At 61.8% G+C, this 5411-nt stretch carries 8 protein-coding genes; 6 read left to right on the top strand and 2 right to left on the bottom strand.

The window, feature by feature from the left end; translation table 11 throughout:
• Positions 1 to 346 (bottom strand): hypothetical protein (locus AC0IY0_RS28555; RefSeq protein ID WP_471766439.1); only part of this gene is annotated, 346 nt, incomplete at its 3' end.
• Positions 343 to 714: a hypothetical protein gene (locus AC0IY0_RS28550; protein ID WP_147941318.1), complete on the bottom strand. Its 372-nt coding sequence runs from the start codon at positions 712 to 714 to the stop codon at positions 343 to 345. The genes AC0IY0_RS28550 and AC0IY0_RS28555, both read right to left, overlap by 4 nt.
• 335 nt (positions 715 to 1049) lie before the next feature.
• On the opposite strand from AC0IY0_RS28550, the gene AC0IY0_RS28545 reads away from it, so the two are divergent.
• From AC0IY0_RS28545 to AC0IY0_RS28520, 6 genes are all read left to right on the top strand, one after another.
• On the top strand, positions 1050 to 1232 hold the full coding sequence (locus tag AC0IY0_RS28545; RefSeq protein ID WP_147941320.1) for a hypothetical protein: 183 nt from the start codon (positions 1050 to 1052) through the stop codon (positions 1230 to 1232).
• Positions 1233 to 1964: 732 nt separating this feature from the next.
• Positions 1965 to 2363 carry a hypothetical protein gene (locus AC0IY0_RS28540; RefSeq protein WP_419830086.1) on the top strand — a complete coding sequence of 133 codons (399 nt, stop codon included), beginning with the start codon at positions 1965 to 1967 and terminating at the stop codon, positions 2361 to 2363.
• A 330-nt stretch (positions 2364 to 2693) separates the two neighbouring features.
• Complete coding sequence (locus AC0IY0_RS28535; protein WP_147941411.1) at positions 2694 to 2987, top strand: hypothetical protein; 294 nt, start codon at positions 2694 to 2696, stop codon at positions 2985 to 2987.
• 860 nt (positions 2988 to 3847) lie between these two features.
• The gene (locus tag AC0IY0_RS28530; RefSeq protein ID WP_187278613.1) at positions 3848 to 4021 is read left to right on the top strand and encodes a hypothetical protein; all 174 of its coding nucleotides are present in this window, start codon (positions 3848 to 3850) and stop codon (positions 4019 to 4021) included.
• A gap of 65 nt (positions 4022 to 4086) precedes the next feature.
• Positions 4087 to 4221, top strand: a complete 135-nt coding sequence (locus AC0IY0_RS28525; protein WP_281407117.1) for a hypothetical protein — start codon at positions 4087 to 4089, stop codon at positions 4219 to 4221.
• A gap of 110 nt (positions 4222 to 4331) precedes the next feature.
• Positions 4332 to 4775 carry a hypothetical protein gene (locus AC0IY0_RS28520; protein ID WP_306440335.1) on the top strand — a complete coding sequence of 148 codons (444 nt, stop codon included), beginning with the start codon at positions 4332 to 4334 and terminating at the stop codon, positions 4773 to 4775.
• The last annotated feature ends 636 nt before the right edge of the window (positions 4776 to 5411 follow it).

The raw sequence follows: 5411 nt of genomic DNA, 5'->3' as shown, positions 1-5411 counted from the left end.
CTACGAGGCCTTCACGAGCCTCGCCGCCAGCCTCATCACTCTCAACCAGATCAGACGGTTCTGTTAGGCGCTCTAAGATCTGACCCCAGTCGACGCATGCGATGCTCATCGTGCGCCCTCCCGCAGCGGGCGGGACAGTTCGAAGGCGCGCTCCCAGTCGCTCGACCTTCACGGCGGCTTCCACCATCGCGTCGCCCACGACGTAGAGGGCGCCGGCTTCGACGTCGCAGCCCGAGCAGCCCATGGCGCGGACCGCCTGGCCCCAGCGGACGAGATTTCGAACCGCGTCCTCCATGTCGAAGATCAAGCTGGTGAGATCGTCTCGACGGGATGCGGGAGCGCTCATGCCGCCCTCCCGTTATTGAAGCGGTGAGCGCTACGGCCGGTCCACTCGGTGGCCGAGGCGTCCAGCGCCTCCGGCTCGCGGTCAGCGTCGCCGTCGAGCGCATCTAATAAGGCCAGGTCCGCCTCGATCCGGTCAGCGATCCGGCGGCGCAGCTCACGGACGCGCTGGCGGTCCGCATCGGCGAAGAAGCTGTCGAGGCCGATCTGGATCTCGGTGATGGCCTGGTCGGCGAGGTCGGTCTCGCGGCAGGCTCGGATCGCCCTGGTGACGGGACCCAGCTGCCGGCCAAGCCCTTGACCTAATAGGGGCCGCGGGTTGCCGGACTGGGGTAATAAGGGCGTGCGTGTGCTATGGGCGTGAATAGCCATGAACAGCATCCTCCAGATGCGGTTGGTGGTAAGGGCCGGATGGAAGGGCTCAATCTTCCTTCCGGCCCGCAGTTGTGGTACCACTAGGCGTGAGGCACGTCAACTATGGTACCATATGCGCACGGGTAGAACCCGCGGGAAGCAAACCGGCATTCAGATCCAGGTCCGGGTGCAGCCTGAACAGGTTGCCCCCCTCGACGCCTGGATTGCTGATCAGCCCGATCCGAAGCCAACCCGTCCGGAGGCGATCCGGTACGCTCTTACGGACTGGCTTACAGGCCAGGGCTACGTGAGGCACCGCGAGGATCCGGAGGGAGCAAACTAAGGAATGCAGTTTGCCTGAAAATCATAGTAAAGAGCGCAAGCAGGCCGAGGCCGCGTTCGCCAAGATACAGGACCACCTCGGCGACAAGATCTCCGTCATACCAGGTATCAGCGAAGCGGATCAAAACACGGCCCGGCTGAAGGCTGCGCGCCTGGAACGAGATAGCTCCGCGGGCGAGATGAAGAAGCTCTGACACACAGCGCTAGCATCTCAACCGCTCCCAATCATCGTGGAGGGCTAATGTCTCACTTTCCGATCATACACTCCAACGATCACACAAGCCTGCACTTGAAGGCTGAGACCCGCGAGACGAACTCCGCCGAGGTCTGGGTTGAAATCGAGGAGGAGCGTCAGGTTGTGGAGGAGCGTACGGCGAAACTTAGACAGCAGCGACTTACTCGCGATAGCGCCGGATCCTGAGGCTACAGCGAACGCAGATCATGAAGCGCCCCGAGGCGAAGGGCTATCTGAAATGAGCACGACGCTCGGCGGCGACCAGGGAGCGGGCAGATGCGAGCCATCCTGATTGCCGCCGTAGTTGCAATTGCCGTCGTCGCGGTTGTGGTTCTTGGCGGCCTTGTGAGCCGCAACGTGGGCTGACTTTCAGACTCTGTGGCCCGCGAACCACGCAAATGCTGAATTGACGAACTGTTAAGATTTATCGCTGGCGGTCGAATGCCGTTCGTGGGCATCAGTTGTTCCGCTTATGCGAGCACCCGTCTATGCCGATACCGATCTACGATCGCTTGCACCGCTACATCGTAGTGGCTTTGGTGTGCGGCGGGTTCGCCATGATGGGAGCGGCTTGGCTCTGGGATGCGCTGTAACAGACTAGCTAACCGATAGCGCTTTGTACGGCGTGAGGATCCCGAGGAGGCAAACTAGTGCGCCTCACCGAGCACCTGAATGCGAAGGGCTACCTCAAATGAAAAGCGCACCCCTCGGTGCTGTGGTAGCGCTCTTGCTCTTCCAATCCGGTGCTTATGCGCAAGACGGCCTTGGCCTCGACGCGCCGGACGCGCCGAGATCAGGTGCGGAGCCGGAAGCAGAGATGCGAGTGCGGGTTGCATCTGAGTTTCCGGACGCCCTACTGATCCGCTTCCGCAACGTCCGGCGCATCACCACAGAAGCTGGGCATGAGATCGAGTTCTGCGGCCAAGTGAGCGCTCTCGATGCTGGACAACTTAAGCCGACCTACCAGGTCTTTCTCTATCATCGGACCGGCACGGCCGAGCACGTGCGCGTCCTCGGCACTGAGGCCCTTAATGGCTTCCATATCGGACGGAAACTGATGGGCGCCTTGAGGCGCGCCGGATGCATGTAAGCTCCTATCCGCCGCCTCTGCGAGGAAACGCCGAAGGCGAAGCGATCCTGACGCCACAGAACTGCACTAAGTTTTCCGGCCGACATGATAGGACCGCGCATGTCTGATCTTCCCCACACCGCCCGCGGCCAACTGGACTCAAGGGCGGCCAGGGCAACTGCGCGCCTGGAGAATGCGGCGAATGTTCGGGGGGAAGTTGAGGACAAGCAGCACGCAACCGACGAACGGACGGCCCAGCTGAAGGCATTGCGGCTGGCCCGGGAGAGCAAAGCCCTCTGAGGGCGCAGCGGATGTCGCTCACCGAGCACCTAAAGGCAAAGGGCCACCTAAATGAGCGACGCCAACCCTCAGCCTCCCAAGGTGGACGAGATCCTCCGCCTATCGACAGCTCTCGCTGAGCAGATGTTGGAGGCGCAGGTCATGGGGCAGCCGATCCCCACCCAGAAATTTACGGCGCTTGTCGGCGCAGCTCGGTTCCTCAAGGACAACAACATGGCATGGCCTCCGCTTGTCGAGGAGGTCGTGCACGAAATCGGAAAGCGGATGGCAGCCGCTAAATCAGCGCTCCTGGATGAGGATGCTGAGGGCTCACCGCGCCACTCAGAAGCCGCGGGCTCCTCGTGAAAGAGGCGCTGAACGCGGGGCGGTCGTAGACGCCTCGACACTTGTGCGCCGGTGGCTATCCTCCCGCCATGGGCACCGCCCTCGCCGCCCTCGCCTTCGTCGTCGCTGCCGGTGGGGCGCAGGCACAGCGGCCGATGCCTTCGCGCTGACTGTCGCTCGGCCCCGTCCCGATCTGTTCATAGGGCGGGGGAGCGTCCGATTTCACCGGCGGTCGAGCCGATATGCAACGCGGCTCGGGATGCATGATGACGCTGGGCCGTTACCGAAGGGTGCCAACCGAGCTGGTACCTAAGAGCGTAAGTACAAAGGCGCATTGCCGCCGATCCAGCGAGCGCCATCTCTATCCTCAGGCACACCGTCTGGAGGCGCGCTATGTCGTCCAAGTTCTATGTTTTTGGGAGCGAGACCGAGGCACGGGAGTACGCCGCAAAGCACGGCGATAAAGCCCGGGTCGCCTATCGCGGTGACTACCGCCAAGACTGGCTGGTTTCGGTCGCGGAATAGCTCCAGGGCGCGGGCACAAAAAAACCCGCCGCGGCGCTGGGCCGGGCGGGCTATCTCAAAGGCGATCAGCCTTCAGCTGTTTCAGGCCTGCCAACCCTTATGCCGGCAGAGGGCGACATAGGCCCCGAAGGTGATCATGTCGGCATCGAGCAGATCCAAGGCCTGCTGGCGGGTCTCGATCAGGTCGGCGTTCATCTCGGCCTCGTGAAATATGGATTGAGGCGATAACTGGGAGGCGGCAAGCCCGTTCCAGGACTTCGGCGCGGATGCCAAGGGCATCGCGGTGGCCTCTACGCAACAGCTTCCCAACCATGACGGGTCTATGGGTCCGGACGGACAACGTCGGATTGCAGGCCATGAGCACAGCTACCGGACACGTCGACGAGCGTGCAGTGAAGCCCGCGCAGCGCGATACCCCGCAGGATCTCTACGACCCCCATTTCCCTGCGCAGCGCCGCGTGAAGAAAGCCTCAGCCGGCGCAGGCAACGAGACTTTCGACCCTCACTTCCCCCAGCGCCATCGGCACTGATCGGGCTCGTTCAGGGAACTGTCAGGCCGTAACCGCTTTGCTCCTCCGCTTCCAGGAGGGGCGCCATGGCCGAAATCAGCATTTCCGAAGGTACGGACGGGCGATGGACTGTCTACGTTCCGGGCCTGGTGGTAACCGATCTGACCCGTGAGGCCGCCGAAACGTTCGCTGAAAGCTACCGCCGGCTTGCCGTCACGTGAACAAAGACGTCCCACGCGGCACTGGGCGGGCGGGGCTGAGGTTGCAGTACATCTCGCAATGATGGATCGAGCGCATGTCTCATGCTCGTGGATCCATCATGAAATTTCGCATGCTGAAGCCGTTCAAGCGGCCTCCGTCGTTCGTCAAAGTCCGGCTGCCGGGCTTCGACTCGGCCTACTATCTGAACGCGTACCCAGACGTGCGGGCAGTGGGGTTAAACCCACTCGATCACTATCTGCGGCACGGCTGGAAGGAGGGCCGCGACCCGAGCGCGGACTTCAGCACGGATGGCTTTCTGGCTGCGAACCCTGATGTGGTTGCCTCTGGCCACAACCCGTTGGTGCACTTCGTGAACACCGGCTTGGCCGAGGGGCGGAGTGGGTCCTTCAAGGATCCGAAGTCGCCAGCTCCGAAGCCACGCTTACGGCCGGGCACGAAAAAGCCCGCGCCGGCGAGCCGGGCGGGCGAAGGTTGTGACCTCGAACTCGGGGGAGTCGGAAATCCCCACGTTCATACCCCGGCCAGAGCCAAAAGAAAGCCCGCCGCAGCGTGAGCCGGGCGGGCGAAGGTAAGGGGCCTCCTGGTGCGTTACGCCAGGCGGCAGGCCGACCGTATCAGCATTTCAGGCGCAGGAGAGACCGCTGCGATTACAAATCGGGCGGCCTCTCAGCTTGGGATATAGGCGTCATCCAGGATCCCGAGGTTCTGATGCACCAGCTGGTGGGGCAAGCGTTGCCGGGAGCACGTCCTCAAGCGTAAATAGTGCATAGCACCACTGCTGGTGTTATCAGCGCGTTGGCTACACCTATTATAACTAATCCTGTGACAACGTCGCCATGAAATTTGGGATTATTTGCGAATAGATACTGTGCGGGAAACGCCAGTATTGTTATCGGTAGCATGCACAGTACGCCGATCGTCCATACAATGATGCATGGTACAAAGAGTAATGCGCCTATCGCATGGTCCAGGCGAAAGCTGCTGTCATGCTGTCGTTCTGCATAGGCCTGGGCCATCCGACGCGCCGCTCATGCTAGGTTACGAATACAACTATCGGTTGTGTTTCGGCGTGCAACCTTGACCCCGTGAGGCGGGGGATCGGCGTCCAATTCTGGTTCTTCCGCACTTTCGGTGCTGAAGGTTTGGCATCCGATCAAGCTTTGCCGATCCCGGCTCATGCAGGATGCAG

Source organism: Methylobacterium sp. AC315 (assembly GCF_979253755.1).
The sequence above is the reverse complement of the archived record's forward strand: the minus strand, read 5'-3'. Positions and strand labels throughout refer to the sequence as shown.

Excerpts from the sequence above, each read along its gene's own strand:
- AC0IY0_RS28550 (WP_147941318.1), bottom strand. The coding sequence starts at position 714 with ATGGCTATTCACGCCCATAGCACACGCACGCCCTTATTACCCCAGTCC.
- AC0IY0_RS28540 (WP_419830086.1), top strand. The coding sequence starts at position 1,965 with ATGAAAAGCGCACCCCTCGGTGCTGTGGTAGCGCTCTTGCTCTTCCAA.
- AC0IY0_RS28535 (WP_147941411.1), top strand. The coding sequence starts at position 2,694 with ATGAGCGACGCCAACCCTCAGCCTCCCAAGGTGGACGAGATCCTCCGC.
- AC0IY0_RS28530 (WP_187278613.1), top strand. The coding sequence starts at position 3,848 with ATGAGCACAGCTACCGGACACGTCGACGAGCGTGCAGTGAAGCCCGCG.
- AC0IY0_RS28525 (WP_281407117.1), top strand. The coding sequence starts at position 4,087 with ATGGCCGAAATCAGCATTTCCGAAGGTACGGACGGGCGATGGACTGTC.
- AC0IY0_RS28520 (WP_306440335.1), top strand. The coding sequence starts at position 4,332 with ATGCTGAAGCCGTTCAAGCGGCCTCCGTCGTTCGTCAAAGTCCGGCTG.